Source organism: Corynebacterium nasorum, assembly GCF_022347325.1.
GTDB classification, from domain to species: Bacteria; Actinomycetota; Actinomycetes; order Mycobacteriales; family Mycobacteriaceae; genus Corynebacterium; species Corynebacterium kefirresidentii.
This window is the reverse complement of sequence record NZ_JAKRDU010000003.1, coordinates 76,582-103,009: the sequence shown is the minus strand read 5'-3', so window position 1 is coordinate 103,009 and position 26,428 is coordinate 76,582. Positions and strand designations below refer to the sequence as shown.

Below are 26,428 nucleotides of genomic sequence, written 5' to 3'. Positions count from 1 at the left end.
GCAGAATACTCCAGCCCCGAACCATAGACAATTGCTTTTCTTTAACGTTTTCTTTGGTTAACCTTTAGTTAACCTACCGCGGCATGGAATCGCGCCTTTTGGGGTTTACACAGGCATAGAAATGCCCAGCTTAGAACACTTACATTCTTTTACCCCCACCGCTTAGCTTGAGTGATAAAAACCACTAAGGAAGGGATGTCGCAGTTGAATCGACATACCTCCCGTTTCGGGGTGCTTTAACTTCCCTTAGCGGAAGCTAGAGAACTTCTTTACTACCCAGCGGCTGAGGACAAGCAAGATGCCGCCCAACACGATAGATACAACGCCAAGGGAGATAAAGAAGGTATTCTCCGCGCCTGCATCATCTGGGTTGTAGAAACTAGCCAAAGAGCCAGCCAGGGATGTGCCCATTGCCACTGCCATCATCCATACCGCCATCATGCGGGATGGGAATGCCTCTGGCGCCACCTTGGTAGCTAGAGAATTGCCCACCGGCGAAAGGAGGAGCTCCGCCATGGTGAAAAGGAAGAGAATGAAAATGATGACATACATCGGGGTGGAGTTCGCTTCCGCACCCGAGAAAGGAAGGAAGAAGAACAAGGAAATGCCGATGACGATATTGGCAGCGCCAAACTTTACCGGGGTGGACCACTGCCTATCCCCTAGCTTCGTCCACATCGTTGCAAAGACCGCGGAGAAAATAACAATGAAGATTGGATTAATGGACTGGACGAGCGATGGAGGGATTTCCCAACCAAATACGTGGCGGTCCAAGCGCACATCCGAATAAATCGTCATCACGGTGAACTGCTGCTGGAAGATGCCGAAGAACAAAACACCGGAAATGAACATCGGGATAAAGCCCAGCAGGCGGTTCTTTTCTTCGCGAGTCACCAACTTCGAGGTATACATCTGAACCCACAGATAAACTGCAGCCAGAAGTGCCACCGCGGTAACAATATTGGAAAGCCAATCAACCTGAATAGCGCCGGTTGCCAGTGCCACAACCATAACCACAATGATGGCCGCCACCGCCAACACACCCATAAGCAATTGCTTGAAGCTCGCTGGGTTTGGAACCTCATGCCCCGCGTCTTTGATAGTGGTCTTGCGCATGAGCGAATATTGAATCAGGCCGAGCGCCATGCCGATTGCTGCGATACCAAAGCCCCAGTGGAAACCCTGCCAGCCCCACAGGGCAGTGGTGAGCAGTGGACCAACGAGAGCGCCGATATTAACGCCCATATAGAAGATGGAGAAGCCACCATCGCGGCGCGGATCATCGCGACTGTACATGGCACCAAGCACAACCTGCGCGGTGGTCTTAACACCGCCGGAGCCGATGGCGATAAGAACGAGGCCAATGGCCAAACCAGTTATTGCGGGAATAAACGCCAAAGCAATGTGGCCAAGCATCACCATGCTAGCCGAGTAAAACAGTGTGCGTTCTGCGCCTAAGACACGGTCAGCAACAAGAGAAGCCAACAAGCAGGCCATGTAGACCAAGCCGCCGTAGGCACCCACGATAGACGTCGCGTCCGCTCGGTCCAGGCCAAGGCCACCATCGGTAGTGGCGTAATACATGTACAGCAAGACAAGGGCTTGCATGCCATAGAAGCTAAAGCGCTCCCACATTTCCACGCCAAAAAGGTTGGCCAAACCCCAAGGGTGCCCAAAAAATGTACGTTCGCCGCTCTGCGGCGTCGGCGCAGCGGCCTGAGCCGCCGCGTCGGATGTGTGTTTCTCCATAAAAATATATGACCACTTAGAGGTCTAAATCACAAATCGACCATTATAAGTTTAGTGTCGCACGATAGAAATAAACCTAACGACCTGCAGATATTGCACAGAGAGACTTACCCCATTCGGGTGCAGCAAGAATTACCGGGCATTGCCCCTTCCCTGCCCCACAATGCTGAAAGCCCCTGCCTCACAACCGGAACTCGGTTGAGCGGCAGGGGCTACCTAGAATGAGTTATTCCAAATTAAGCGTTGAGCTTGCGGTAATCAAAGACCGTATCGATGATGCCGTATTCAACGGCTTCCTGAGCGGTCAGAATCTTATCGCGATCCGTATCAATGCGGATCTGCTCAGCGGTACGACCGGTGTGCTCAGACAGGGTGGTTTCCATCAGCTTGCGCATGCGCTCAATCTCGGCGGCCTGGATCTCTAGATCAGAAACCTGACCCTGAGTACCCTGAGTTGCCGGCTGGTGAATGAGCACGCGGGAGTTCGGCAAAGCTGCACGCTTGCCCGGCGCACCGGCGGCAAGCAGCACAGCTGCCGCCGAAGCGGCCTGGCCCAAGCACACGGTCTGCACGTCCGGGCGGACGTAGCGCATGGTGTCATAGATGGCCATCAGCGCGGTAAAGGAGCCGCCCGGGGAGTTGATGTACATCGTGATATCGCGGTCTGGATCCTGGGACTCCAGGACCAGCAGCTGCGCCATGATGTCGTTAGCGGAGGTGTCATCGACCTGGGTGCCCAGGAAGATGATGCGCTCCTCAAACAGCTTGGAGTACGGGTTGGTTTCCTTAGTGCCCTGTGCGGACTGCTCAATGAAGGACGGCAGAACGTAGCGGGAACTTGGCATCTGGGACTGATTCATAGTGATTTTCTCCTTATTCCCTAGTTGCTCAGCGGGCCGTTAACGGACTCAATGACGTGGTCAACAATGCCGTAGTCCTTGGCCTGTTGGGCGGTCATCCAACGGTCACGGTCGGAGTCCTTGGTGATCTGCTCAAAGGTCTGGCCGGTGTGCTCGGCAATGAGCTCCGCCATCTCCCGCTTGGTCTGAGCAAATTGCTCAGCCTGGATGGCGATGTCCGCAGCGGTACCACCGACACCAGCGGAAGGCTGGTGCATCATAATGCGCGCGTGCGGCAGAGCGTAGCGCTTGCCCTTGGTGCCGCCGGAAAGCAGGAACTGACCCATGGAGGCAGCCAGGCCCATGCCGTACGTGGCAATATCGCACGGCGAGTACTTCATGGTGTCATAAATAGCCATGCCCGCAGTGACAGAGCCACCCGGGGAGTTGATGTAGAGCGAAATGTCGCGAGTGGGGTCCTCGGCGGACAGCAGGAGGATCTGGGCGCACAGCTTGTTCGCAATCTCATCATCGACCTGGGTTCCCAGGAAGATAATGCGCTCGCGCAACAGGCGCTCGTACACGCTATCGCTCAGATTCATACCCGTAGACGACGAGTTCATTGAAATCTTCTCAGACATTAGTGGTTCTCCTTCAAGTGAAGAATGCTTTAACTGGCCCCACCTTACCGGCATTCCTCTCAAACTTGGCCTCTGTTCGCTATGAGCGTTGGGCCACAGCGCCAAAGGCGCACACGGAAGCTGGGTTAACATTTACTCATGTCTGTTTCCGAGCTGTCCACCAGTACCCAGAACTATTTGAAAGCTATCTGGGGGCTAAAGGAATGGTCATCCGAGCCCGTTACCGCCACGCTTATAGCGAAACAGCTGGGACTCAAGCTCTCCTCGGTTTCCGATGCAGTGCGCAAAATGGCGAAGCAAGGGCTCGTGTCACACACGCCCTATGGCTCTGTGAAGTTAACCGAACTTGGCAGGCAGTACGCATTGGTCATGGTGCGCCGTCACCGATTGCTTGAGTCTTTTTTGGTTCAAGCATTGGGCTACACCTGGGACGAAGTCCATAATGAAGCCGAAAATCTCGAACACGCGGTGTCTGACATGCTCATAGAACGTGTGGATAAGTTCCTTGATTACCCCACTAGGGATCCGCACGGCGATCCTATCCCTACGGTTGATGGACAGATCACCATCCCCAGTGCGCATCGCCTCACCGACAGCGGTGCACAATCGCAGGTGACCGTGGAACGCATTTCTGATTCCGACCCACAACTGCTGAAGTTCCTTGAAGAGCGCGGCATTGTCACTGGGGCTGTTCTTAGCACGCGCGAGGGAGCGCCCTTTTCAGATTCTCTCGAAATACAGGTGGCCGGCGGCACTCAGTGGGTAGTACTTGGACGCCCAGCTACCGACGCAGTGTTTGTAGCACACCACAACCTTTAGACATTCCCCTTTGCATTAATCCTGCTCTCACCTGCCCTTTTCAAAACTACGTTAGACCGTAGTTGCAACTACGGCATTGCGTAGTTAGTCTTTTCGAATATCACCTACCCCACTTATGGCTAAGGCCAGGATGAGCAGGATTGCCATGTCAGACTCACCAGATTTGGTGTACTTTTCCAGCGTTTCAGAGAACACGAAAAGATTCGTCGAACGCTTAGATAGACCCGCGGTGCGCATTCCACTGCGCCCCAAGAAAACCGGGATGATCCAGGTTTCACACCCGTACGTACTCATCGTTCCCACCTACGGCGGCGGCTCGCTCAAACGCGCAGTCCCCAAACAGGTCATCGACTTCCTCAATGACCCAATCAACCGCTCCTTTATCCGGGGCGTTATTACCTCAGGGAATACCAACTTCGGAAGTGCTTACTGCGTCGCCGGACGCATCATTTCCGCCAAGTGCCACGTACCGGAGCTGTATCACTTCGAGCTTCTCGGCACCCAGAAGGACATCGCCGCCGTAAAGCAGGGCCTTCAGAAGTTTTGGGAGCAGCAAAAGCAGCTAACGATGACACCCCATTAATCCCCCACAAGATGAAGAACACATCCGCATCACACAGATTGGAAAACACAATGTGGCCTCTTGATGCCACCCCCACACAGACTATTGGCGCTACGCCCCGCACCGCTTCAGCAGACAATGCCGGCGGTGTCGGCAAGCGCAAGAGCTACCACGCACTCAACGCGCAGCTGAACTTGTTCGACGCTTCTGGAAAAATCCAGTTTGACAAGGACATTCAGGCAGCACAAGACTATGTCACGCACCATGTCGCTCCCCGCATGCATCAGTTCGATTCCACCAAGCAACGCTTGGAATGGTTGGTTGATAACGAGTACTACGAGCGGGATTTCCTTGAGCTTTATGATGACGCCTTTCTGTGCGCCATGTACGACAGAGCACATCGAGTTAAGCATCAGTTCCGCACCTTCCTCGGCGCATTTAAGTTCTTCACTTCATATGCACTGAAAACCTTTGATGGCTCCCGATTCCTAGAAGGCTACGAAGAACGCGTCGCCACCACAGCTTTATACCTTGCACAGGGCGACGAAGAGCTCGCAGAAAAGCTGGTGGATGACATCATGACCGGACGCTTCCAGCCCGCCACCCCTACTTTTCTCAACGCAGGCAAAGCCCAGCGCGGCGAAATGGTCTCCTGCTTCCTCCTGCGAATCGAAGACAATTTGGAGAGCATTGGCCGCTGCGTGAACTCTGCACTGCAACTATCAAAGCGCGGTGGTGGAGTGGCCCTGTTGCTGAGCAATCTGCGCGAATCCGGAGCCCCGATCAAAAAGATTGAGAACCAGGCTTCCGGCGTAGTCCCAGTCATGAAGATTCTCGAAGATAGCTTCAGCTATGCCAACCAATTGGGCTCCCGGCAGGGCGCTGGAGCCGTCTACCTGCATGCGCACCATCCAGATATTCTTCGCTTCCTGGATACCAAGCGGGAAAATGCCGATGAGAAAGTCCGTATCAAGACTCTTTCGCTGGGGGTTGTTATTCCAGATATAACCTTCCGTCTGGCCAAAGAGAACAAGGATATGCATCTTTTTAGCCCGTATGACATCGCTCGCGAGTACGGCGTAGCCATGTCTGACATGTCCATCACCGAGTACTACGACGAGCTGGTTGCCAATCCGCGAATCTCTCACACGACCATTAAGGCCCGCGAATTTTTCACCACGCTGGCTGAGCTTCAGTTTGAATCCGGATACCCCTACATCCTCTTTGAGGATACGGTCAACCGCGCTAATCCCCTCAAAGGACATATCAATATGTCCAACCTGTGTAGCGAAATCCTCCAGGTCAACACGCCATCGATCTACGGAGCTTCGGGTGACTACACCACCGTTGGCCAGGATATTTCCTGCAATCTAGGTTCGCTCAACATTGCGAAGGCTTTTGAATCGCCGGACTTCGGGGAGACCGTCGAAACCGCAGTGCGTGCCCTCACGAAGGTTTCAGACCTGACGAATATCGAAGCTGTTCCCTCCATCGCTCACGGAAATGCTTCCATGCATGCCATTGGTCTGGGCCAAATGAATCTCCACGGCTTCCTTGCTTCACAGCGTATTCCTTATGGCTGCGCCGAGGCACTGGACTTTACAAATATCTATTTCCTCACGGTGACCTACCATGCGCTCCGCGCATCCCATGCACTCGCGGTTGAAAAAGGTCAACGATTCACAGGCTTCGAAGAATCCACCTATGCCACTGGCGCCTACTTTGACAAATACATCGACCAAGACTGGGCGCCAGCCACTGAACACGTAAAACAGCTCTTCCACAAAGCAGGCGTGCAGATCCCTCAACGCGAGGATTGGCTACGGCTCAAGAATCAAGTGATGCAAGACGGCATCTACAACGCCTACTTGCAGGCAGTTCCACCCACTGGATCAATTTCCTACATCAATGACTCAACCGCGTCCATCCACCCAATTGCCTCCAAAATTGAAATACGCAAGGAAGGCCGCTTGGGGCGCGTGTACTACCCCGCGCCGGAAATGACCAACGACAACCTGGAGTATTTCGATGACTCCTACGCCGTGGGATACGAAAAAATCATCGACACCTACGCCATGGCCACCCAACACGTGGACCAAGGGCTTTCCCTGACCTTGTTCTTTACCGCTGATACCACCACGCGGGACATCAACAAGGCACAAATCTATGCCTGGAAAGCCGGAATCAAGACCCTCTACTACATCCGTTTACGCCAATCCGCGCTCCAAGGAACCGAGGTCGAAGGCTGCGTCTCCTGTGCTTTGTAGGAGCACGGTCCTCCCCCTTGTCCACAACCATTCACTCAGAAAGAAAGAAGCTATGTCGTCAACATCGAATAGTGCTGAACTAACCAGCATTTCAGTTACTCCGCCGAGCTACCGGCATGATCCTTCAGCCCGCATCCGCGCCATCAATTGGAACCGGGTGAGCGATGACAAGGATCTTGAAGTGTGGAACCGTCTAACCGCCAACTTTTGGTTGCCAGAGAAGGTCCCGCTTTCTAATGATCTCCCGGCGTGGCAGAAGATGACACCCGAGGAACGCAACCTCACCATGCGGGTGTTCACGGGACTCACCACCCTGGATACTGTCCAGGCCACCGTGGGTGAAATCTGTCAGATTCAAGATGCCCGCACCGAACACGAGGAGGCCGTGTATACCAACATCGCCTTCATGCAGTCAGTCCATGCCCGTTCATACTCTTCAGTGTTTTCTACCCTGAGCAGTACAAAGGAAATTGATGAAGCATACCGCTGGGCGGTGAATAACGACCTTCTCCAGGCACGCGCCAAGAAAGTTCTCGCGCACTATTTTGGGCCGGATCCACTCAAACGCAAGGTGTCATCGACGTTGCTTTCCTCGCTGCTTCTCTACGCGGGTTTCTATCTTCCCTTGCACTTTTCTGTCCACGCCACCCTGACAAATACGGCAGACATGATCCGCCTCATTCTGCGTGACAAGGCAGTGCACGGCTACTACTCGGGTTACAAATATCAGCGCGGTCTGGAATCCACGACCCCGCTACGGCAGAAGGAGATGCATGATTTCACCATTTCTTTGCTCGAAGAGCTTTATGCACTAGAGCTGGACTATTCCGGCGAGCTATATGAGCCTTTGGGACTCATGGATGATGTAGCCGTGTTCGTTCGCTATAACGCCAATAAGGCACTCATGAATTTGGGCTACCCGGATTATTTCCCGCCCGAAGAAACGGAAGTGAACCCAGAAATCCTCGCGGCCCTAGCCCCCGGAGCAGATGAGAACCATGACTTCTTCTCCGGATCTGGTTCCTCCTATGTCATTGGTACTGCTGAAGAAACGAGTGATGATGACTGGGATTTCTAAACCTTTTCCGCGACCGGACCAAGGAAGCTGGCTTGAGACCATCGCGCTGTTTGAAGCCATCCGCGAAGGAAACCAACCCGCAGCCATGCGGCTGTTGAATACATCCGCCGCACGAGAGGCCGTCCTCGGGGGGCTTCTAGGACTCATCGAACTGTACTTCCGCCATGAAGAAGGAGACAAAGTAGATGGCTTCCTCACCGCCGCCCACGCTGCCGGCCCACCACCGGCCTTTGGCTGCAAGCCTTTTCTCCCTTGACCACGTCTCCCTACACCCAACTAAGAAAGAAGGTTTACCATGACCACCCCACGTATCAGCGTTATCGTCGGCAGCCTGCGCCGAGAGTCATTTGCACGCAAGATTGCACACGAGGTGCTCACGATGATCCCTGAAGGCTACGAGGCAAACATCGTGGAAATCCGTGACTTGCCGCTCTATGACTTCGACTACGATGACCCCGCCGTCACGGACAAGCCCACTCCGGCTGAGTACACCACCTTTCGCGAGACCATCAAGAACTCGAGCGGGATCCTCTTCATTACGCCAGAGAACAACCGCACTATCCCTGCCTGCCTCAAAAACGCAGTGGACATCGGCTCTAAACCCAACTCAGATGTGGCGTGGAAGAACCTTCCCGTAGGTATCATTAGCCACTCTGTAGGCCGCATGGGCGGCTACAGTTCACAGAAGAACCTTCGCCTCGCTCTGTCCTACTTCGACATGCCGCTCCCTGGTCAGCCCGAAGTATTTCTGGGCCAATCCCCCACCCTTTTCGAAGAGTCCGGACATCTCAATCAACGTACCGCAGACTTTGTCAAGGATTACGTTATGCGCTTCCTGCAGTTGACCGACGAGGCCTTTAGAGCCAAGAACGGCTAGCGGTATCCCCAGCCAACACACATCACGCCCTCTTCGAAGTACTCAAAGACTCCTAGAGGGCGTTCACAATGACACAAACCCCGGATTCAGGCTCATCCTTGAGTTAACTGAATCCGGGGTTTCATGCGCGCTCGCCACCACACATGTGGCAGCAGCGCGTTACAAGCGGGAGATTACTTCTCCTCGGAAGCTTCTGCAGCGTCCTCTTCTTCGATTTCACCGAAGTACTGGTCAACGTCAACCTTATTGCCCTCTTCATCCTTGACGGTGGTGCGGCAGATAGCGGCAGCCAGTGCCTTGCCACGACGCACGTCAGAGAAGAGGTTAGCAATCTGACCATTGGACTGCAGCTGCTGGATGAACTGGTTCGGGTCCATACCGTAAGACTGAGCGGTGAACAGGATGTGGTCGGTAAGCTCCTGCTGGGAAACTTCCGGCTCTTCCTTTTCTGCTACGGCATCAAGGAACAGCTGAGTGCGGACAGACTCTTCCGCCTGCTCACGAGTCTGCTTATCAAACTCCTCGCGGGAAGTGCCCTGTGCCTCAAGCAACTGAGCCAGTGCCTTCTCATCGTGAGCCAGCTGGCCCAGAATCTGGTGCAGTTGGGAGTGAGCCTGCTCGTCCACTACGGACTGCGGCAGTTCGAATTCGACCTCGGAGAGCGCGGCCTTCAGGACCTCATCGCGAATCTGGGCAGCCTGCTCAGCCTTCTTGGTCTCCTCCACCTGGGTCTTGGTGGATTCGCGCAGTTCATCCATGGTGTCGAACTCGGAAGCCATCTGAGCGAACTCATCGTCCATAGCCGGCAGCTTGCGCTCCTTGGACTGCTGGACGTGAACCTTGATGGTGGCCTCTTCGTCCTTGTGCTCGCCAGACTGGATGGTGGAAGTGAACTCGTTATCCTCACCGGTCTTCATACCACGCAGGGCGGTGTCCAAGCCCTTGATGAGGTCATCGTCACCGATGCGGTAGGACAGGCCCTCGGTGGAAGCGTCCTCGATCTTCTCGCCGTCAATCTCAGCGGTGATGTCGATGATTGCGTAGTCGCCGGTCTTCATCTTGCGCTTGGTGTCCTTGAGCTCACCGAAGCGCTCTGCCAGCTCCTCCAGCGCCTTGTCGACGTCCTCTTCGTCAGCCTTCAGGGCCGGGACGGTAACGGAGATCTTGGAGAAGTCTGGAACCTCAAACTCAGGGCGGATATCAACCTCGGCGGTGAATTCCACGAAGTCTTTATCCTCAATCTTGGAAATATCAACGTCCGGCTGGCCGATAACCTTCAGATCGTTTTCCTTGACTGCCTGCTCGTAACGGGAAGGCAGCATGTCATTGACAACCTGCTCCAGGATGGGGCCGCGGCCGAAGCGAGCATCAATAAGCTGGCGCGGTGCCTTGCCCTTACGGAAACCTGGAATAGAAACCTGCTGCGCGATTGCCGCGTAAGCTTGATCGATTTCCTGGTCCAGCTCCGCAAACGGAACGTTGACGGTGAGCTTAACGCGGGTATCGCTCAGCTTGTCTACGGTGGTCTTCACGAGTGAATCTCCCTGGCTTCATTGTTTTACGTACATAAACTTAAAGGGGGTCCGGAAATCCTTATTAGGGCATTTCCAGACCCCCATACGTCGGGGCGACAGGATTTGAACCTGCGACCCCCTGCTCCCAAAGCAGGTGCGCTACCAAACTGCGCCACGCCCCGTATGTAGGCCACCAAGTAACCTTGGCTGCGTTGCATACCTGAGACAGTGTACCGTGTCCGTTTTAAATCTCCTAAACGGACCCCCACTTAAAGATATAAACGCAGCCCAGCGGCCAATTTTGACAGTGCTTCAGCTAGAAATCGAAATCAAACATTCCATCAAAGAAGCCTTCACCGTCGCCGTCAGTTAGACCATCGAAGAAACCGCCGCCATCATCGCCGCCACCAACGTCGCCAGCATCACCGGCGTCACCACCCACGTCGCCAGCATCACCCATGCCATCGGGACCGCCCCAATCGCCGCTTTCTGCAGCAGCCGCAGAGTAGCCAATGCCCGACATGCCGGAGAAGAGGGCATTAAACATCATGGAGTAGCCCACCATCCACACGCCGGTGTGCAGCGCATCGGCCCACCATGGACGGGAGTACCAACCTGCCGGAACCGGACGCCCTGCCACGATTCCACCCGGGTAGTAGTTGGGAGTATTCGCAGAAGCATATGGTGAGGCCGTAATCTCTTGGCCATTCGCTTCGACCGTACGCTCTTCCGTCACCTTGCCAGCCGCACGCTGCCCCTCCAGCGGCGGGAGTTCTGGGCCTGGGTTCATGCCCATAATTTCGCGCGCGGCATTCACATAATGCATGCCTTCCAGGGCCGACTCACGCGCCAAATTCGCCTGCTTGGCGGTAGTAGCACGCGAAATCGCCGCGTTAGCTGCAGTGAACCGTTCAGAAGCATCAGCCATCGCTTGCTGGGAGGCAGAATCCGTGCCAGAAATCTGCATTACTTGGCCACCCAGGCGTTCAATCCACCGACGTGCATCAGCCTGTGCATCGGCCAATTGCTGTGCCTCGCGTTCTTCCCGACGTTTGTGAGAGCTACGGGAGGAAAGAAACCAGGCGCCTCCACCAATTGCCAGCGCAACGAGCAAAATTCCCACTATGATCATCGCTTTCTATAGATAGATCCGTTCCTCTTATAACAACGGCTCAGGCGCCAGCCTAGTTCCCTATTTTCTTTTTTGGCCGCGGTTGCGCTAAAGTATGGCCCAGCGTTGATATAGCGCGTTGTGGGAATGTCGTATAGTGGCTAATACCTCAGCCTTCCAAGCTGAAGACGCGGGTTCGATTCCCGTCATTCCCTCCAGTTTTCGCCCACCTCTAGGTGGGCGATTTTTCGTTTTCCACCCATCATCATTGGATGTTCACGGTATACGGCGAACACATGCGACGAAGTGTAGGGTGGCGTGCATGACTTCAACCAATAAGTATTCCGAGTTTATTCGCAGCCGCCATTCGCCCCGCGCGTTCCTGCCAGAACCCATGCCGGTAGAAGACATCAAGCAGGTTTTGCTGGATAATCAATCCGCACCGTCCAACTCCAATACCCAACCGTGGGACGTGCATTTGGTGGGCGGAGAAAAGCTCAAGGAACTAAGCGCCGCGCTTATTAAGGAATTCGACACCAACGGGCTCAGCCCAGACCTCACCACCGATTATGGTGAGGGTATCCATCCCAAGCGCTCCCAAGAGCTAGCCGCCAAAATGTACGGCCTCCTGGGCATTGAGCGCGAGGACAAAGCAGGTCGCGTGGAATTCGTCCGCGAAAACTTGCGCTTCTTTGGCGCACCCCATGCGGTACTTCTCTTTATTCCGCCGATGGGTGACCGCATTCGCGCCGCCTTTGACCAAGGAACCTATACCGAAAACTTCCTGCTTTCTTTGGAAGCACACGGCTACCACGGCATCCCACAAGGGATGATTTCCTTGATTGCGCCAACCGCGCGTGAATTCCTCGGTGTAGACGAGGACTACAAGCTGGTCACCGCCATTACCTTTGGTAAAGCTGATGAATCCAGCCCGGTCTTTAAAACGAATCCAGGCCGCGCGCCACTTTCGGAAACCGTGACAGTTCACGGCATCGATGGCCTCGACCTCGATTAGCCCCCGCCCCATCAGGAAGCTACTTTCAACGATTTCGTCCATCTAAACCACCGCAACCGTCGACGAGACAGGCGATCTGTGGGGACGAAATCGTTGAATCGCCTCGGCAAGCCTAGAATTATGGCTATGGATATCACTCTTGCGACCTTTGACCATGCGCCTGAGACTGCACTGCGGGGCGTACGCTTCAATAACACGTGGGTGCCGTCGGAGACGTACGCTGATTCCCGCCGCGGCACGCTGACTGGGCAGTATCCGCAACGCCAAGCCACCACGCGCATTAGCGAGATTTTTGCGGGCGTCGGTTATGAGGTGCGCGAGGATACGCAGCCTGCCGGTAGCGATGTCTTTCGCTTGCTAGAGCAGCCCAGCCTAGAAGAACTCAACGACGTCAATGGCGTCATCGCCGTCTGCTCGCTACTAGGTGGAAATTCACCTATGTCGGTGTTGTGGCCGGGTGTAGCCGAAAGCGGGGAGAATAATGAGTTGGTCTCCCCTATTGACTTAGCGCCTACGCTCGCTGCCATTGCCGGCCTCGACGTGCGCCCTAATGCGCAACTGTCCTTTGATGGATTGAACTTGGTGCCGGTGCTGCGGCACGGCGCCTCGGGGCACGCAGCGTTGTTCTTTGACAATGGAGTGCGCATGATTGATGCCTCGCTTATCGACGGCACCGCTACCCCGCCCCATGAGCGTGCCCGCCTGCAGGATGAGTGGGAGACGTGGAATAAATTCATAACTCTCGGCCCGCTGCAATAGATAGGTAGTCTGGGGCGCATGAGCGTACCTAACATCACCCTTAATGACGGCAATACCATCCCGCAGCTGGGCTTTGGCGTGTTCCAGATGGATCCGGAGCAGACCGAGGAACTGGTAGCTGAGGCCCTGCGCGTGGGTTATCGCCATATTGATACCGCCGCTATCTACGGCAATGAGGAAGGCGTAGGACGGGCTATTGCCAAGTCTGGCATTCCCCGCGAGGAGCTTTTTATCACCACCAAGCTGTGGAATGACCGCCAGACCGATGCTGCCGCAGCGCTCGATGAGTCCTTGGAAAAGCTCGGCTTGGAGTATGTGGATCTTTACCTCATCCACTGGCCTACACCAGCAAAAGGCACCTATGTTGAGGCTTGGCAGCAACTCATTGATCTGCAGAAGCAGGGCAAGACAAAGTCCATCGGCGTCTCCAATTTCGAGCTGGAGCACCTGGAACAGCTGGAGCTCAAGACCGATATAAAGCCAGCGGTCAACCAAGTCGAGCTTCATCCCTATCTGCAGCGCTGGAGGGAGCTGGACGCCTTCCGCGCCCACACCGTGGCTATCGAGGCATGGGGCCCGCTGGGGCAGGGAAAGAGCGATATCTTGGATGCCCCCGAGGTCACCGACGCCGCTGCAGCGCACGATGTCAGCCCAGCGCAAGTCATCATTCGTTGGCACCTACAAAATGGCGTCATCCTCTTCCCCAAGTCTGCGACGCCCTCGCGCATTGCGGAAAACTTTGATGTCTTCGGCTTTGAACTAACCGAGGAGGAGATGGCTGCCATCACCGCCTTGGACGAAGGCGAGGAGGGACGCGGCGGCCCGCACCCGAATGACATGAATGATGCCTAAGTCTTAGCGCCTTGGCTATGCCTGGCCGAAACACAAAGAAACGCCGCGGAACCACCTTTGTTCCGCGGCGTTTATTTTCTCCAAGGCTTAGGCCTCGGGCAGCTCTGGGGCGATACCGGTGCGCTCGTACTGCGCCAAGATGTCGATGCGGCGCTGGTGGCGCTCCGCACGGGACCATTCTTGATCCAGGAAGGCGTCTACGATTTCCAGTGCCTGCTGCTCGGTGTGCATGCGGCCGCCGATGCCGATGAGCTGGGCATTGTTGTGCTCGCGGGCAAGGCGGGCAGTCTCGGCGGACCAGGCCAGTGCACAGCGGGCTCCCTTGACCTTATTGGCTGCAATCTGCTCGCCATTGCCGGATCCGCCAAGCACAATGCCCAAGGAACCCGGATCATTGACGGTGCGTTGTGCCGCTTCGATGCAAAATGCCGGGTAATCGTCCTCGGCATCGTAGGTGTGGGCGCCGCAATCAATGACTTCGTGGCCCTGTTTAGTGAGGTGTTCAGCAATCAGGTTCTTGGTTTCGAAACCTGCGTGGTCTGCTCCTAGATATACGCGCATGGCCTTTATCCTACCGGCCCGGCGCGCCTCGAGGAGGCTTAGCGCCCGCCCTGTTTCGCATTACAAATTCCTGATAGGCTCGCGGTCGGTTGCTACCACTATAAAAGGAGGAAAGCCATGCCCATAACCAAACCGGTCCTCACGCTATACGGCGGGGCCCTTCTAGCCTGCCTCATTATGCTAGGCGTTATGGTATCCGGCAGCGGAGGCTTCCTCTTGCCGCTTATCGCCAGCACCCTAGCAACGTTGGCGCACGTGGGCTTGGGCATATGGTGGATTGCGCAGAAGGTGCGCGGGAATCCGCGGGCAAATGGGGGCGCTATTGCGGCCGGCATTATCGCGCTCCTCGCCGGCGTCTCATGGGCTTCCTGGGTACTTGTTGCGTGGGAGGACTTTCAGGCCGGCATGGAGCTTCCCGCTATCAATATCGCGGGTCTGCCGGCATTTATTTTGACCCCGCTGACCATCGCGCTATGCGTCGGCGCCGCAGTTGAGCTGCGCCGCCGACAGAAAAGCGCTTAGTTCTCCTCTACCTGCGGCATCTCGGTGCGGGAGCGCTTGAGTTCGAAGAAGTAAGGGAACTGGGCAAGGCGCAAGGAGGCGTCGAAAAGCTCGCCTGCTTCTTCCCCGGTAGGGACGCGGGTAATGACCGGGCCGAAGAACGCGGTCTCCCCCAGCTTGATAACCGGGGTGCCCACCTCATCACCCACGGAAGAGATGCCATTGTGGTGGTATTCGCGCAGCTTCTCGTCATAGTCTTCGGTATTGGCTACCTCGGCGAACTCGGCCGGAAGCTCCACTTCTGCAAGCGCCTGAGCGATGATGTCATCATAAGCACCAAAGCCAGTTCGTCCGCCATTGCCCTTGGTGTGAACCAGGGTGCCCATAGCGGTATAAAGCTCATCTACCTTTTCTGGACGCTCGGCCTTTACCTTGGCAAAGACGCGGGCCGGACCCCAGTTAGCCTTCATCATGTCCATGTAGGTGGGGTCCAGATCGCGGCCGTCATTCAGCACAGACAGGGACATCGGCTCGAACTCGACCTCAATATCGCGAACCTTTTCTACTTCCTTGATCCACCGCGAGGTGGCCCAAGCGAAGGGACAAGATACGTCGAACCAGAACTTTACTGCGTCAGCCATGATTGCTCCTTTGATTGATAAAAGTTTGCCCCACCAGCCTAGGCGCGCGACTACTGTGGATGCAGAACTATTTTCGGCACAGAAGGAGAATATAGGCTATGACCTCCGTAAACTTGACTCGCACGGAAGCGGTTGAGCGCTCCCGAATGATTGAGGTGGGCCATTATGATGTCACTTTAGACCTCAAGTATTCAGATACCCATTTCCTTTCCACTACGAAGGTGAGCTTCACCTCGCGCGAGATTGGCTCCACCTTCATCGATCTGCGCGCCGAGGAAATCCAAGAGGTGCGCCTCAACGGCAATCCGCTGCCCACGAATTCTTATAACCCCACCTACGGCATTCCGCTTTCCGGCCTCCAAGTGGCCGACTACACGCTAGAAGTCACCGCGAAGATCCCGTATTCGCGCACCGGCGAGGGCCTGCACCGTTTTGTCGATCCCGCCGATGACAAGGTCTACCTCTATACCCAATTTGAAACCGCCGATGCCAAGCGGGTCTTTGCTTGCTTTGACCAGCCGGATATGAAGGCCACCTACGCGCTGCATTTCAAGGCACCGGAGGATTGGACCGTCATTAGCAATGGACCAGTGAGCTGGGAAGGAGACGTGGCCAGCACTGCTATCGACTACCCACTATCGACATACCTGGTAGCCCTGTGCGCCGGTCCCTACCACGAGGTCACCGATACCTGGCGCGGCGAGCTGACCGCACACCCAGAGGGCAAGCCGGCCCAAAAGCTCGAGGTACCGCTGGGCATCTACTGCCGTGCTTCGCTCGCCCACGCTTTAGATGCTGAGCGCTTATTTACGGAGACCAAGCAGGGCTTTGATTTCTACCACCGCAATTTCGGCTTCCCCTACCCCTTTGGCAAGTATGACCAGATTTTCGTGCCGGAGTTCAACGCGGGTGCGATGGAAAATGCTGGGTGCGTCACCATCCGCGATGAGTACGTCTTTACCTCCCAGGCCACGCACTATAAATACGAACGCCGTGCCGATACCATTCTGCACGAATTGGCCCATATGTGGTTTGGTGATCTGGTCACCATGCAGTGGTGGGACGATCTGTGGCTCAATGAGTCCTTCGCCACTTGGTCGGCGGCCATTTCCCAAGCGGAAGAGACCGAATACGATACCGCGTGGGTAACCTTTGCCAACGTAGAAAAGTCCTGGGCCTACCAGCAGGATCAGCTGCCTACCACCCACCCGATTTCTACCGATGCCAGCGATATCGAAACCGTGGAGCAAAACTTCGATGGCATCACCTACGCCAAGGGCGCTTCGGTGCTGAAGCAGCTACAGGCTTATGTCGGCCGCGAAAACTTCCTGGCCGGCGTGCGCCGCCACTTCGCCGCCCATGCCTGGGGCAATGCCACCTTTGATGATCTGCTTGGCCACCTGGAACAGGCCTCCGGCCGCGATCTTTCCTTCTGGGCGCAGCAGTGGCTTAAGACTTCCGGCATCAACACGCTGAGCGTGGCACTCAACGCGGATGAATCAGGCACGATTACCCATGCCTACCTCTCCCAGCACGGCGATACGCTGCGCACCCACCGCGTGGCGGTGGGCCTGTATAACCTGCAGGACGGTCAGGTGGTGCGCACCGATCGCATCGAGATGGATGTCGATGGCTCCTCCACCGAGATTCCAGAGCTCATCGGCCGCCAGCTAGCAGACATTGACTTCCTGCTGCCCAATGACGATGACCTGACCTACTGCCTCATCGAATTGGACGCGGGTTCCCTGCAATTCCTGCTGGATAATATCGATAAGTTTGCTGATCCTATGGCCCGCACCCTGTGCTGGTCCACCGCCTGGGAGATGACCCGCGCCGGCTCTATGCGGGCCCGCGATTTCATCCAGCTAGTTGCCCGCGGTATGCAGGCCGAGACCGAGCTTGCCGTCCTCGAGCGCATTGTTTTGCAGGCCTCGAACGCGCTGAAGAACTATGCCGATCCACGGTGGGCCGCGCAGAGCACCCTGCTTGCCGACGCCCTCCTCGACGGCGCCCGCAGTTCCGATGCCCAGCGCTCCATCATCTGCACCCAGGCGCTGGCGAAAATTCGCCTGCACGATAGCGCGCGTGACTACCTGCGCGGCGTGCTCGAATCATCCGCGGATGCAGGGCAGCGTTGGTCCGCGCTCGCGGCACTTGCCGCCGATGGCGCGATAGAGGACGTCCCCGCTGCCGCGGATGCGCAACTGAAGCGGGATAATTCCGCCACCGGCTACTACTCTTCGCTGCGCGCTCGCGCCGCGGTGGCAACTGCGGAAAACAAGCGCGCGGTATGGGAAGAAATCGTGGCGGGTAACCTCACCAACCGCGAGCTGACCTCCAAACTTGAAGGATTGCTCTATCCGCATGGCGATACGTTCCTTCCCACCGCGGAGTTCTTCGATATCGCGGAAAAGGTGTGGGCTTCCCAATCCTCAGAGGTGGCTCTGACCACAGTTACCGGCCTCTTCCCTTCCTGGGATATCACCCGCAAGGGCTTGGACCGCGCCGATGCCTTCTTGCAGAAGGACCTGCCCGGTGGTCTGCGTCGTACAGTCACCGAGCAGCGCGACCGCGTGGCCCGCGCGCTACGCAACCGCCAGGTGGACGCTGGCTAGGCCGGCTTTCCTGCGCCGCCGTCCCGGGGTTGTACGGGTTGTGGCGCAGGATCCTCGCCCAAGACCACTTCTACATTGGCGATATCAGAGCGCAGCGACTCTTCGACATAGGCAAAGACCACGCCGGTCTCATTCTTCAGCAGCCGTACGAACCGCAAAAGCGGGTGCGATCGGCTCACGCCCAAGAGTTTCTGTTCTTCTGTGCGAGCGGTAGCGGCGCTCATACTCTCGCGTTTGAAGACCGGCTGGAGGTCATAGCCTGCCAGTATGTTTAGGATGGGCTCGCGCAGGTCGTGCTGATTGAGCTCGGGAGCCATGTCCACTGGGATGGTGTAGCGCGAGACGATGACGGGCTTACCATCGACGATAAAAAGGCGTTTAATATCCCACGCATAGGTGGCATCGTTCACGCCCAGGGCCGCTGCCACATGTTTGGGCACATGGGTTTTATTCACGGAGACCCCCGCACGGTGATTTCGTGCCCACGCTCGCGCAGTTGAGTGGCGATGCTGTCCTTTTTGGTCAGGCTCAGTGTAGGGGGAACCGTGCGCACGTAGGTGCCGCCGCTGCGCCCACGGCGGCGATCAATAAGGCCTTCATCTTCCAAAATGTCTAATGCATGGCGCACGGTCATGCGCGCAACATGAAATTCTCGGACCAATTCGCGTTCGGTAGGAAAACGCTGACCAGGCTCTAATTCATTGCGCTCGATCTTGTCACGTAGGGCATCTGAGATAAGGAGATAGGCGGGCCGTTTTCGGCTTTGGGAAGTCACAGCCCTCGAGTGTAACGGGCGGGCCGAAACCAACCCCCATCACTGCATGGTGAACCTTAATAACACTTGATTTATTACTTGCGCAGAGATAGTTCGATTCGCGGCCTGACCTGGATTTCCGTCAACTGAGTGGTCGGCCCCGCCTCTACTACGGTACGAATGGCACGCGCCACCTCGACCGGTGCAATGACCTGGGAGGGATCATAGTCCTGCAGGCCCTGCAGCATCGGAGTATCGGTAGGCCCGGGCGCTACGGTGGAAACGCGGATTCCCGGCTCGGAGATACGCAACCCGTCGGCCAGCGCATACAACGCGTGCTTCGTGGCCGCGTAGACGACGTTATCGCCATAGCTGTGGCGGCCAGCACCAGAGTTAATAAAGACCACTGTGCCTTCGGCTTTACGCAGCTGCGGCAGCAAAACACGGGTCACCTCTGCGGGGGCGTGCACGTTGAGGTCCATGTGCGCGCGCCAATTTTCTGGAGTGGCTTCCTCCACGGAGTACTTGGTAGCCCGTGCGGCGGCGTGCACGAGCACATCTACGCGATCCAGCTCCGGCAGCGCCATGCCTTCATCGAGGCCGGCTACTAGGTCGATGGCGATCGGCGTGATGGATTCCGATTTAGGCAGGTCCGCCGCGCTCCGTCCCAGTGCGTACACGTGGTAGTCACCAGCCAAGTCGGCGATGATTTCGCGGCCCATGCCACCGGTGGCGCCGGTGACGACGGCCACCTTGCGCGGGGCTGCGGCCTCTGAGTGTGCTGGTGCGGTGAGATTCTTAGTATCAGTCATGCCGCCCCATCATAGGGATCCTCCGCTGAGGTTGCCGCACCAACCCAATCACCACCTATTGTCGAAAGCGCTTGGGCACATCCGGCTGCCCCAAGGTAAGCATCAAGCGATTGGCCCAGTTAAAGAAGGACGATGCGTAGATGAGGTCCAGAATGGACTGATCATCGAAACCGGCGTTGCGAAGGTCGGTGCATAGCTGCGCATCGAAGGCGAAGGGAGTTTCGGTCAACGCCACAGCTGCGCGACGGATAAGGTCCCACTCTTTAGAACCCAGGTCGGCGTTGATGCCTGTGTCCAAAAGGCGGTCTACGATGTCACGGTCGCCGCCTTCCTGGACGCACCGTGCCTGGTGCACGGAAGCGCAGTACTCGCAACCGTTGTACCGCGAGGCCACAGTGGCAGCGAGCTCGCGGTCTGCACGGGAGAGGCCGCCTTCGGTGTTATAGAAGATGTCCAAGTCAGTTAGCGTACGCGCCTTCAAAGCCGCGGGATCGCGGGCGAGCAACCGGAAGTACTCGGAATCAATGCGCTCTGGTTTGATGAGGGCGTCGGTATGCGCTGCGGTGAAATCCTCTTTCGCCAGTGCCTCTACCCAAGGCTTCCAGCCCAAGGAGTGGTTGACAAAGTGGTCCGGCAGCACGGTATCGGGTTGCAGGGTATTCGCGGTAGCCTGCCAGCCTGGGTCAGCTACCCCGGTTGCACGCTCGGCCGCGGGACGTGGGGCGCCACCCTCGCCAGAGAGCACACGCAAACCATGAACCACGCGCAGCTGGAAAGCCAAAAATGCCACAAGCTGAGACAGGCTGACAATATCGGTAGCCGACCACCCGGCGGCGTCGAGGTGTCCGATGGCCTGCGGGGAGGCATCCTTGGGGTGGAAGGCCAAAACGTGCGCCCAGTCGAAGGCGGCGGCCAGGCGCTCGCCGAGGGCGGCTTCCGCGGCGGTATCGCCGAAGATAAGGAATTCACCCTGGTAGTAGGGGCCGGTAGACACACCACGCTGGCTTGCGGCGCGAACGGCGGCAACAAGGTCCGCATCGGCCTCATCACCCAGCAGGTCGAAGTAGAAATCTGCTGCCTCCCCCGCCTGGTAGACCGCAGCGCTAAAAGCTGCGACGGCATAGCGCTCTGCATAGGTGAATTCACCTGGTTCTGCAGGCTCAAGCAAAGCGCTAAAGCTCAGCTGCGCATTGTCCTGCGCCTCTTGGCGCGCGCGGCGCAGTTGCTGCACCTCGGCGGAGGCGTGGGAGAGCTCGTTAATTATGTCGGTCATATTCTCAGTCCAACCTTTCTAGGGCTCGATTTATAGCCCCAAGTTTAGGTCTCCGGCACGGTAGCGGGAGCCTGGGATGGCGTCAATTAGCTGACGGGTGTATTCGGTTTCTGGGTGTGCAAAAACCTGCGCCGTGGGCCCGGATTCCACTTGTGTGCCGTGGGAGAGCACGGAGACGGTATCGGAAATCTGGTTGACTACCGCGAGGTCGTGAGAGATGAAGATATAGGTAAGCTCCAACTCGCGCTGCAGCTCATCGAGCAGGCGCAGGATCTGTGCCTGTACGGTGACGTCGAGCGCAGAAACGGCCTCATCGAGCACCACAAGATCGGGTTCAATGATCATGGCACGGGCGATAGCCACGCGCTGGCGCTGGCCGCCGGAGAGCTCACGGGGACGGCGGGCTGCCATGGAAGAGTCCAAGGCCACCAAATCAAGAAACTTTTGTGCTTTCGCGCGGGCATCGCGTTTCGAGGCCCCGGTAAAGTTGCGCACCGGCTCAGCGATGGTATCGCCGATACTCAATCGTGGATCGAGCGAGCCAAAGGGATTTTGGTAGACCATCTGGATAGAGCGGCGCAGCTCCCGGCGGCGCTTACCGCGGGCGGTGCTGATATCTTCCCCCGCCAAGCGAATACTTCCCGAGGTAGGCGTGCTCAACAGAGATATGGCACGGCCGGTAGTTGTCTTTCCGGAACCGGACTCCCCCACCAAGGCATGGGTAGTGCCACGGGCTACGGAAAAGTTGATGTCATCTACCGCGGTGAAATCCCCGAAGCGCTGGGTGAGCCCCTCGACTTCGAGCAACGTCTCCTGCTGGGCGGGCGTACTATTCCGCACCGGAGATGCGGTCTGGGAGGAAGTAGGGGCGGTGAGCGAGGGGGCGTCGGCAAGCAGGCGCTTGGAGTAGGCATGCTGGGGATCGGTGAGGACACGGGCGGCTACGCCCGACTCGCGGACGGCGCCCTTTTCCATCACCACAATATTATTGGCGCGGTCACCCGCCACGGCCAGATCATGGGTAATAAAAAGGATGCCCATGGTGAGCTCTTCGCGCATTTCATCAAGGAGATCCAGGATGATTTTCTGCACGGTGACATCCAGCGCGGAAGTAGGCTCATCGGCGATGATGAGCTCTGGCTCCAGTGCCACAGCGGCAGCGATGAGCACGCGTTGCTTCATGCCGCCGGAAAGCTCATGCGGGTACTGATGATAACGGCGCTGTGGATCATCAATGCCCACGCGCTCCAGCAACTCCAGAGCACGCTTCTTCCGGGACTCCTTATCGTCCTGCCGGTGGATGGCCATGCCCTCTTCCACCGAGGCTCCGATGGTCTTGAGCGGATTGAGCGAGTTATTGGGATCCTGCGGAATCAACCCGATGCGTCGGCCACGCAGGGTGCGCCACTGCTTTTGGGAGAAATGGGTGACATCGTGGCCGTCGAAAGTAATGGTGCCGGAGACAATCGAGGCATTGTCTGGCAGCAGGCCAATGGCGGCCATGGCGGAGGTGGACTTGCCGGAGCCGGACTCGCCCACGATGGCGGTCATTTCCCCGGGGTTCACTTCGAGCTCAATGCCGCTGACCGCTTCCATCTCGCCGTGGGCGGTGCGGTACGTAATGGATAAATCACTAATGCTAAGCAGGGACATTAGGCCGCCTTTCGCAGTGTCTGGCTGAGGTGGTTGGCCGCAAGAACCACGGCGACGATAACGATGCCGGGGGCGATGGTCAGCCAGCCGGCGGTGGCAATATAGTCGCGTGATTCAGAAATGAGCAGGCCCCATTCCGGTGTTGGGGGCGGAGCGCCGTAACCAAGGAAGCCAAGGGTGGCTAGCTGCAAAATGGCCAGGCCGAATTGCAAGGCGGCTACGGCGAAGACTGCGGTGAGTGAATTGGGAAGAATATGGCGCACGAGCACCTGGAAGGCAGAGCCGCCGGAGCCGTAGGCGGCCTCGACGAAATCGGAGCCTGCCACACTGAGCACCTGGGAGCGCGCGAGGCGCGCAAAGGTTGCCACGGAGGTAATGCCCACGGCGATGGCAGCATTAAAGATGCCGTGTCCGAGCACGATGATGACGGACAGGGAAAGCAAGAGGCCAGGAATAGACAACAGCACATCCACGATGCGCATGATGATGGCATCTACCCAGCCGCGGCGCACTCCGGCGATAATGCCCAAGACGGTGCCAACGATCAGGCCGAAAAGTACCGCCAATAGCGCGCCGAGTAGGGATTGGCGCGCGCCATAGACCACGCGGGTATAGAGATCACGGCCCACGGCATCGGTGCCGAACCAGTGTTGGAAACTGGGCTGCAGCAGCGCTGTGGTGTCACCGCCCTGGTTAGGATCCTGGGAGGTAAATAGTTGGGGGAACAGTGCGCAGAGCACCGCCAGGCCCAGCACAATAAGCGAGATGATGGTGCCCGGGGTGAGCTTCAGGCGTGTGGATTTAAGCTTCATGCTTGGGCCTTCTTCTCGTTCTTTGCGGGAGTATCAGCGGTGGCGGTGGTGGTGGCATTGCTGTGCGCGCTATCGTGGTTGCCCTCGCGCAGGCGCACGTCAAGCACTGGGTAGAGCAGGTCCACGATGAGATTGATAAGAACAAAGACGGCCGCGGCCAGCACCACGATGGCGAGCAATACGGAGGTATCGCGGTTGGCCACCGCATCCACGGTCAGCGCGCCAATGCCGTGGCGGGCAAAGACCGCTTCCGTCACCACGGAGCCGCCAACGAGCTCACCAAAGGTAAGGCCGGCCATGGTCAGCGCCGGCAGCAACGCATTGCGCAAAACATTGCGCCACAGCAACCAGGCACCGCTAGCACCCTTGGCACGCACTACCTGCACGAAGGACATATCCATTACCTCATCGATGGAGCGCAGGAGCACCTGTGCCAGCGGTGCGGCCACGAAGATGGCCAAGGTAATCACCGGCAGGATAAGGCTTTGGGCATCGCTCGCGCCGATAACCGGCACCCATCCCAAACCAAAGGAAAATATCTGGATCAAAATGATGCCGATCCAGAAGGTGGGCAGGGAAACCATCACGGAAGGCAGGCTACGGAAGAAGCTACGCAGCCAAGAAAATGGACCAAAGGTGGAGGCGATGGCCACCGCGAAGGCCAAGACTACGCCTACGAGAAAGGCGAGGACGGCCAGCGCCAGCGTGGAAGGAAGGGCGTCCGCCAACATCTCCGATACGGCGGTGCCAGTAGCGACGGAAAAGCCGAAATCACCGGTGAGGAATCCACCAAGCGCACTGACATAGCGGCTTAAGAGCGGTTCATCGGCACCATAAACCTCGCGAATAGCGGCCAACTGCTCAGCGTTGAGCCCTAGGGTCGGGTTGTCATAGCGGGTCGCGACGGCGTCACCGGGCAGCGCCGCCAAGAGGATGAATGAGAGGGTGAAGGTTGCCCAGATAACCAGCACGGCTTGGCCGATGCGTAGGGCGATAGATTTCAGGCTCATGGATTAGTCCTCCCCTTCTGCGGTGTTGATGTCTACCGCATAAAACGATGGACGGCCGATAGCCTCGGTGCTAAAGCCCTCGATATAAGGCTGGAAACCATATACCTGCGGCTCTTCGAACATGGGCAGGATATAGGCCTGTTCAGAGAGGTAGTCCTGCATGCGGCCAGTCATGGCCAGGCGGTCCTTTTCGCTGCTGAGGTCGAAGTACTCGTCCACCAATTTCTGCAGCTTCTTATCGCCGAAGCTATCGGTCTTTTCGTCATAGTTGAGGAAAGAATTGCGGCCCGTGCCATCTAGCCACGTGGCCAAGGTATCCACATTGGCGCGGCCGGTCATGGTGTGGCGTACCTGCACGGTGTCTTGGTCCTTCATGGCCTTCTGCTGCGCGGAGCGGTCGCCTGGGTTGAGGTTGGCCTCGATGCCGACGTTCTTGAGCATCTCTTGGGCCTTGGTGAACATCTCTTTAGAGCGCGGCTGCGGGACTGCCTCATTAAAGGTCACGGACAGGCGCTTGCCGTCTTTCTCGCGGATGCCATCTTCTCCTTCGCGCCAACCGGCTGCATCGAGCAAGCGCTTAGATTCCTCTGGATCGAAGGCATAATTCGCTGCTTGATCCTTATAGCCAATAGCCGTCTTGGCCAGGATCGATGTTCCTTTGGGATAGGAGTCAGAAAAGAGGGTGTTCAGAATATTATCGCGGTCGATGGCGTGAATGATGGCCTGACGCACGCGTTTATCCGCCAAGAGTGGGTGGCGGAAGTGGAAGTGGAAGCTATTGTTTACGCCACGGGTGGGCGCGGCGAAAATCTCCAGGTTTTGATCCTTGAGGTGCTTCTCATCGGGGGCTTCGATCTGGCGAGCAATATCGGACTGTCCGGCCACGAGCGATCCCACGCGCACGGAATCCTCGGCCGCGAGAACAATATTGATGCCCTCAATATCGGCCGGCCCCTGGTGGTCCTTGCGGGCCGGCGGTGCCCAGTCATAGTCTTCCCGCTTTTTGAGCACCAGCTTGGTTCCCAGCTCTTCTTCCTCGATGACGAAGGGGCCCGAACCAGAAATCGCAGTAGCGTTGCCCGGCGCGAAGCCGGTGTCATCCAGATCCAGAGTGGCATTAGAAAGCAGCCCTTGGTTCATCACGGAGGTGGACTGCGGGAAGCCTGGGGAGGGCTCACTGAAGTAGAACTTCACCGTGTAGTCATCGATGACCTCGGATTTTTCATAGTTGGGCAACTGCTCCGAAGGGGTGAGCATGCGGTCCTCATCGCCTAGGGCGTAGAGGTCATAGTTCTTCTTTACGTTCGCGGCATCTAGGCGAGAGCCATCAGAGTAGGTCACGCCCTTGCGAATCTTGAAGGTGAACTCGGTATTGTCCTTGTTCGACTTAGGCATCTCCTCCGCAATCCACGGGTGCAGCTCGAGGGTATCCGGGTCCTGCCACAGCAGGCGGTCCGTGATGTTATTGAGCACGCCACCGTTGGGGTAATAGCCGCCGGAGGGGGGATAGAGGTTATTGAACATATTGGGCTCGACGTAGGTGACCATGCCATCTTCCGCGGCGTGGGAAGTAGAGGCGCAGGAGGTTAGCGAGAGAGCTAGCGCACCGCTGGCCAAGACCGCGGCCACTGGTCTCAGGAGCCGAGAAAGTTGCTTCATAAAAGCTCGAGTTCCTTTAATTCTTAAGTAGTACTCGCCCATTAGAGCATATCC

Annotated in this window: 26 protein-coding genes and 2 tRNA genes; 12 read left to right on the top strand and 16 right to left on the bottom strand. The window is 57.1% G+C overall.

Annotated elements, in window-relative coordinates; translation table 11 throughout:
- Nucleotides 1-246 precede the first annotated feature (246 nt).
- From MHK05_RS04150 to MHK05_RS04140, 3 genes are all read right to left on the bottom strand, one after another.
- Nucleotides 247-1,749 carry a peptide MFS transporter gene (locus MHK05_RS04150; RefSeq protein ID WP_239204986.1) on the bottom strand — a complete coding sequence of 501 codons (1,503 nt, stop codon included), beginning with the start codon at nt 1,747-1,749 and terminating at the stop codon, nt 247-249.
- 236 nt (nt 1,750-1,985) lie between these two features.
- Nucleotides 1,986-2,609, bottom strand: coding sequence for an ATP-dependent Clp protease proteolytic subunit (locus tag MHK05_RS04145; RefSeq protein WP_005324052.1), 624 nt, complete (start codon nt 2,607-2,609; stop codon nt 1,986-1,988).
- 20 nt (nt 2,610-2,629) lie between these two features.
- On the bottom strand, nt 2,630-3,229 hold the full coding sequence (locus tag MHK05_RS04140; protein ID WP_005324051.1) for an ATP-dependent Clp protease proteolytic subunit: 600 nt from the start codon (nt 3,227-3,229) through the stop codon (nt 2,630-2,632).
- Between the two features lie 138 nt (nt 3,230-3,367).
- On the opposite strand from MHK05_RS04140, the gene MHK05_RS11830 reads away from it, so the two are divergent.
- From MHK05_RS11830 to MHK05_RS04100, 6 genes are all read left to right on the top strand, one after another.
- Nucleotides 3,368-4,048, top strand: a complete 681-nt coding sequence (locus MHK05_RS11830) for a metal-dependent transcriptional regulator (RefSeq protein WP_275436355.1) — start codon at nt 3,368-3,370, stop codon at nt 4,046-4,048.
- Nucleotides 4,049-4,163: 115 nt separating this feature from the next.
- Nucleotides 4,164-4,631 carry a class Ib ribonucleoside-diphosphate reductase assembly flavoprotein NrdI gene (gene nrdI, locus MHK05_RS04120; protein WP_005324049.1) on the top strand — a complete coding sequence of 156 codons (468 nt, stop codon included), beginning with the start codon at nt 4,164-4,166 and terminating at the stop codon, nt 4,629-4,631.
- 50 nt (nt 4,632-4,681) lie between these two features.
- Nucleotides 4,682-6,877 carry a class 1b ribonucleoside-diphosphate reductase subunit alpha gene (gene nrdE / locus MHK05_RS04115; protein WP_239204984.1) on the top strand — a complete coding sequence of 732 codons (2,196 nt, stop codon included), beginning with the start codon at nt 4,682-4,684 and terminating at the stop codon, nt 6,875-6,877.
- A gap of 52 nt (nt 6,878-6,929) precedes the next feature.
- Complete coding sequence (gene nrdF, locus MHK05_RS04110; protein ID WP_023020918.1) at nt 6,930-7,955, top strand: class 1b ribonucleoside-diphosphate reductase subunit beta; 1,026 nt, start codon at nt 6,930-6,932, stop codon at nt 7,953-7,955.
- Nucleotides 7,906-8,211: a hypothetical protein gene (locus MHK05_RS04105; RefSeq protein ID WP_023020917.1), complete on the top strand. Its 306-nt coding sequence runs from the start codon at nt 7,906-7,908 to the stop codon at nt 8,209-8,211. The genes nrdF and MHK05_RS04105 overlap by 50 nt, the downstream gene beginning before the upstream one ends.
- 39 nt (nt 8,212-8,250) lie before the next feature.
- Nucleotides 8,251-8,832 (top strand): NADPH-dependent FMN reductase, encoded by a 582-nt coding sequence (locus tag MHK05_RS04100; RefSeq protein WP_239204981.1) that lies wholly within the window; start codon nt 8,251-8,253, stop codon nt 8,830-8,832.
- A 173-nt stretch (nt 8,833-9,005) separates the two neighbouring features.
- Here the strand turns inward: MHK05_RS04100 and tig are convergent, their stop codons facing one another.
- From tig to MHK05_RS04085, 3 genes are all read right to left on the bottom strand, one after another.
- Nucleotides 9,006-10,364, bottom strand: a complete 1,359-nt coding sequence (gene tig / locus MHK05_RS04095; protein ID WP_239204979.1) for a trigger factor — start codon at nt 10,362-10,364, stop codon at nt 9,006-9,008.
- A 90-nt stretch (nt 10,365-10,454) separates the two neighbouring features.
- Nucleotides 10,455-10,528 (bottom strand) — tRNA-Pro (locus MHK05_RS04090).
- A 134-nt stretch (nt 10,529-10,662) separates the two neighbouring features.
- A complete protein-coding gene (locus tag MHK05_RS04085) occupies nt 10,663-11,478 on the bottom strand; it encodes a DUF1542 domain-containing protein (RefSeq protein WP_239204977.1) in 816 nt (271 codons plus the stop codon).
- 122 nt (nt 11,479-11,600) lie between these two features.
- Between MHK05_RS04085 and MHK05_RS04080 the strand changes: the two genes are divergently transcribed.
- The 4 genes from MHK05_RS04080 (at nt 11,601) to MHK05_RS04065 (ending at nt 14,083) form a co-directional block, all read left to right on the top strand.
- A tRNA-Gly gene (locus MHK05_RS04080) sits at nt 11,601-11,675 on the top strand.
- A gap of 104 nt (nt 11,676-11,779) precedes the next feature.
- Nucleotides 11,780-12,472, top strand: coding sequence for a nitroreductase family protein (locus MHK05_RS04075; RefSeq protein WP_239204975.1), 693 nt, complete (start codon nt 11,780-11,782; stop codon nt 12,470-12,472).
- A gap of 126 nt (nt 12,473-12,598) precedes the next feature.
- Complete coding sequence (locus MHK05_RS04070) at nt 12,599-13,231, top strand: hypothetical protein (RefSeq protein WP_239204973.1); 633 nt, start codon at nt 12,599-12,601, stop codon at nt 13,229-13,231.
- Nucleotides 13,232-13,249: 18 nt separating this feature from the next.
- Nucleotides 13,250-14,083 (top strand): aldo/keto reductase, encoded by an 834-nt coding sequence (locus MHK05_RS04065; protein ID WP_239204971.1) that lies wholly within the window; start codon nt 13,250-13,252, stop codon nt 14,081-14,083.
- Between the two features lie 87 nt (nt 14,084-14,170).
- Here MHK05_RS04065 and MHK05_RS04060 read toward each other — a convergent pair whose 3' ends face one another.
- Nucleotides 14,171-14,644 (bottom strand): ribose-5-phosphate isomerase, encoded by a 474-nt coding sequence (locus MHK05_RS04060; protein WP_023020911.1) that lies wholly within the window; start codon nt 14,642-14,644, stop codon nt 14,171-14,173.
- A 117-nt stretch (nt 14,645-14,761) separates the two neighbouring features.
- Here MHK05_RS04060 and MHK05_RS04055 point away from each other — a divergent pair, with 117 nt between their 5' ends.
- Nucleotides 14,762-15,166 carry an MFS transporter gene (locus MHK05_RS04055; protein ID WP_239204969.1) on the top strand — a complete coding sequence of 135 codons (405 nt, stop codon included), beginning with the start codon at nt 14,762-14,764 and terminating at the stop codon, nt 15,164-15,166.
- On the opposite strand, the gene MHK05_RS04050 is transcribed toward MHK05_RS04055, so the two are convergent.
- Nucleotides 15,163-15,786 carry a mycothiol-dependent nitroreductase Rv2466c family protein gene (locus tag MHK05_RS04050; protein ID WP_239204967.1) on the bottom strand — a complete coding sequence of 208 codons (624 nt, stop codon included), beginning with the start codon at nt 15,784-15,786 and terminating at the stop codon, nt 15,163-15,165. The genes MHK05_RS04055 and MHK05_RS04050 overlap by 4 nt on opposite strands.
- Before the next feature lie 98 nt (nt 15,787-15,884).
- On the opposite strand from MHK05_RS04050, the gene pepN reads away from it, so the two are divergent.
- A complete protein-coding gene (gene pepN, locus MHK05_RS04045) occupies nt 15,885-18,401 on the top strand; it encodes an aminopeptidase N (RefSeq protein WP_239204965.1) in 2,517 nt (838 codons plus the stop codon).
- On the opposite strand, the gene MHK05_RS04040 is transcribed toward pepN, so the two are convergent.
- The 8 genes from MHK05_RS04040 to MHK05_RS04005 all read right to left on the bottom strand — a co-directional run bounded on the left by MHK05_RS04040 (nt 18,398) and on the right by MHK05_RS04005 (nt 26,374).
- Nucleotides 18,398-18,856: a UTRA domain-containing protein gene (locus MHK05_RS04040; RefSeq protein WP_239204963.1), complete on the bottom strand. Its 459-nt coding sequence runs from the start codon at nt 18,854-18,856 to the stop codon at nt 18,398-18,400. The two genes, pepN and MHK05_RS04040, sit on opposite strands and share 4 nt — an antisense overlap.
- Nucleotides 18,853-19,176: a GntR family transcriptional regulator gene (locus MHK05_RS04035; RefSeq protein WP_239204961.1), complete on the bottom strand. Its 324-nt coding sequence runs from the start codon at nt 19,174-19,176 to the stop codon at nt 18,853-18,855. Before MHK05_RS04035 ends, MHK05_RS04040 begins: the two co-directional genes overlap by 4 nt.
- Before the next feature lie 74 nt (nt 19,177-19,250).
- Complete coding sequence (locus tag MHK05_RS04030; RefSeq protein WP_239204959.1) at nt 19,251-19,967, bottom strand: SDR family oxidoreductase; 717 nt, start codon at nt 19,965-19,967, stop codon at nt 19,251-19,253.
- Nucleotides 19,968-20,022: 55 nt separating this feature from the next.
- Nucleotides 20,023-21,240: an alkylhydroperoxidase domain protein gene (locus MHK05_RS04025; RefSeq protein WP_239204957.1), complete on the bottom strand. Its 1,218-nt coding sequence runs from the start codon at nt 21,238-21,240 to the stop codon at nt 20,023-20,025.
- 30 nt (nt 21,241-21,270) lie between these two features.
- The gene (locus MHK05_RS04020; protein WP_023020904.1) at nt 21,271-22,893 is read right to left on the bottom strand and encodes a dipeptide ABC transporter ATP-binding protein; all 1,623 of its coding nucleotides are present in this window, start codon (nt 22,891-22,893) and stop codon (nt 21,271-21,273) included.
- Nucleotides 22,893-23,705, bottom strand: coding sequence for an ABC transporter permease (locus MHK05_RS04015; protein ID WP_023020903.1), 813 nt, complete (start codon nt 23,703-23,705; stop codon nt 22,893-22,895). Before MHK05_RS04015 ends, MHK05_RS04020 begins: the two co-directional genes overlap by 1 nt.
- Entirely contained in the window at nt 23,702-24,715 is a 1,014-nt protein-coding gene (locus MHK05_RS04010) for an ABC transporter permease (RefSeq protein ID WP_239204955.1), read from the bottom strand. Before MHK05_RS04010 ends, MHK05_RS04015 begins: the two co-directional genes overlap by 4 nt.
- Before the next feature lie 3 nt (nt 24,716-24,718).
- On the bottom strand, nt 24,719-26,374 hold the full coding sequence (locus tag MHK05_RS04005; RefSeq protein WP_239204953.1) for a TIGR04028 family ABC transporter substrate-binding protein: 1,656 nt from the start codon (nt 26,372-26,374) through the stop codon (nt 24,719-24,721).
- Between the last annotated feature and the right edge of the window lie 54 nt (nt 26,375-26,428).